Raw genomic sequence first — 2624 nt, 5'->3', positions numbered from 1 at the left:
GATAACGATGAATATCTAAGCCAACACGGTGTGATTGAAGTTGGTTTAGCGCATCAAAGCTATAGGCTTGTTCACCTCGGTGGCGATCATGGCTCGTCTTTTTCTCTCCAGATTGTGGGATCCACGGCCTCGTGTGCCGCTTCTTGCAGACACGGCAAACATAGTCGTCACACGCCCTGCAACATCTCGCTGTATACAAACATTTCTGTCGGCTTCTTGGAGTGCGATTAGCTCTCCGTTGTCATCATATTAAATCACGAGGAATAACAGGGGATGAGAATGATGGCGATAATGGGATTGAGAGCAAATTAATAACCAGTGCAAATTCAAAACACCAGTAGCCAATATAATAATCGGTATATTCAAATTCGCAGTCACATTCATCACTTGCGTACCAATCTGCTTCATCCAAATTCTCATACCATTGGCTCACAAAGGTATTTAGCAGATCGTGCTGCTCATCAAAGCTTGCATTCCATGCATCGCTTAATGCTTGATAAACCTCTGGGTAATAAAGATTAGCAGAAACGGCCCTATCCTTATCACCTAGGGCAATGGCGATATTATCCAGCAGGGTATCTTTACCTTGCTCACCTATAATGGCTAATGCTGATTTTATATGTGTTGTTTCTACATCACAGGCAACGAGTAGAGATAGCCACCATAAAACATACACGTAGCGGTTAATATTAGCAGAGCCGCACGCGTCCCCTGCATCACCGAGTTGCTCAAAATCATCACGGTAAAATTGATGTTGTGATGGAAGCTGGTCTGCAATGGCACTCAGTTGTTGGCGATAAGGCAAAATGGCTTCAACATATGGGGTTAATGCTTTAATGCTTGTGCCATGAGAATAATGCGCGACCGCGCGCATGATAGACAGCTGATATAACCGTTGCGCGATATCAACACGACTCGTGGGTGTTTTAAAATTACCCGCGTCGAGTGCATCTTGGGTTTCTTGCAGCGCTTCATCAAAATCAACCACTAAATTACTGAAATAATCAGCGGGTTTACGGGTATCACGAAGTGTCATTGTTGCTCCTTGTTATTGCTGCTATTTATTACTTGGCCAATGCACTAAATCTTTCGGGTAATACTCATTGTCGATAAAACTGCTGTCATCTATGTCATATAACTTTACAATTAAAGCCGATTCCCAGCACCAATAGCCGATATAGGCATCGGTATCCATTAAGTGATAATCTGGCGACTCGATTAACTTGTACCAGGCATTTAAATAGGCAAGCATCAGTTTAGGACGTTGCTCTGGCTCTGCTTCAATCACCGTATAGAGCTTTTTAAAACGTTTTTTAAACAACAGAGTATCGCTGACTTTACGTGAACTATCCCCCATTTCAACCGCGATTTTATCAAATAAGGCATCAAGCCCTTGGTTTGCCATTAAGTCGAACACCTGTTGATAATACTCTTCCCCCATCTCTAAACAGTAAGCAAAGGAAAGCCAGTCTAACCAGTTCTCTAAATAGTCTTCGCGAATTTCTTCCCAGCCAATACGGTCTTTTTGTTCTTTGCGGGGCAGCGCATCGGCATAATTTTTTTGCCAACCACGGTACTCCAGTGCAGTTTCTAAATGCGCCTTAAACTCTACGAGATCGTCGCCGCGTGAGTATTTTTGATGCATTAAACTAACGACATAGTCAACAATTCGAAAAGAGAACTTCATTTTTGATTCAATACTTAAGCTCTTCCTCGTATTCAAATCATCAATATATTCTTCTATGCATTCAAGCCTAAAATCAACTCTATCGTCAAAATAAGCCTTATCTCTTAATTTATCTCGTAACATTTGTTCACTCCTAAAATCCTACTGCTTTTCCAATAATATTGGCATTTTCATCTAATGTTTTTACCACTAAAGTACCATCTAATTTATTTCGTATTATTAACTTTTCAATGGCGTTGTCGTTTTCATCTAAGCTTTTCAATATAGTCTTTCGTTCTCTTTCACTCATCCCTGCTTTTTCAAGACGTTTATCAGTCACCCAATCATTACTCATCTGCTTGCCCGTTTTGGTCTTACCTAAACGAGCGGTATTGTATTTCGCTTCGGTGATCACAAAATCTGGCGGTGGGTTCGGATGGGCGTAAATACCATCTATACCTGTGGCTCCTGGCTTATATTTCCCATCTGTATTTCCGAGTGGTTTATAGCCTTTTTCTTCCATTAACGCATGGGCATTATACTCACCTGCTGCGGCTTTTTTATGGTTCATTGATTTAAATTCAGTGAAATCATTTGGTACTTTTCTTTGAGTCGCCTGTTTCACTGACTGCGCAACAATAGCTTTTTTACTGTATGCCGGTGTCACATTTCCTTTAACTAACGACCTCGGATTAACCACCATCCCGATCGCCGCTAGGTTGCTACCAAGTCCTTCCCAGTTACGGCACTCCCAATTAGCGACTGTGTTTGCCTTCAGCTCTTGCGCTGCATCCAATGCGTCGTTGATTCTTGCATTAGTTCTATCTACCGCATGGGTGGTAATTCCTAATGGGCGAGTCACTATATCAATAGGATAATAGGCCGCATCAACTACCGTATAGAGTGTATCCCATGCAACGCCAGTAGGATCCGCATATATTGCTTCAATAGTCCCTGT

General features: G+C 42.0%; 2 protein-coding genes and 1 pseudogene. All 3 read right to left on the bottom strand.

What is annotated here, in order from left to right; translation table 11 throughout:
* Nucleotides 1–244: 244 nt before the first annotated feature.
* On the bottom strand, nucleotides 245–1036 hold the full coding sequence (locus tag ASV53_RS23550; RefSeq protein WP_094958934.1) for a PoNe immunity protein domain-containing protein: 792 nt from the start codon (nucleotides 1034–1036) through the stop codon (nucleotides 245–247).
* A gap of 21 nt (nucleotides 1037–1057) precedes the next feature.
* Complete coding sequence (locus ASV53_RS23545; RefSeq protein ID WP_094958933.1) at nucleotides 1058–1810, bottom strand: PoNe immunity protein domain-containing protein; 753 nt, start codon at nucleotides 1808–1810, stop codon at nucleotides 1058–1060.
* Nucleotides 1811–1820: 10 nt separating this feature from the next.
* Nucleotides 1821–2624, bottom strand: a pseudogene (locus ASV53_RS25640) (hypothetical protein); the annotation flags it as partial.

This window comes from Photobacterium sanguinicancri, assembly GCF_002265265.1.
GTDB lineage: Bacteria > Pseudomonadota > Gammaproteobacteria > Enterobacterales > Vibrionaceae > Photobacterium > Photobacterium sanguinicancri.
This window is presented reverse-complemented; position numbering and strand designations above follow the sequence as displayed.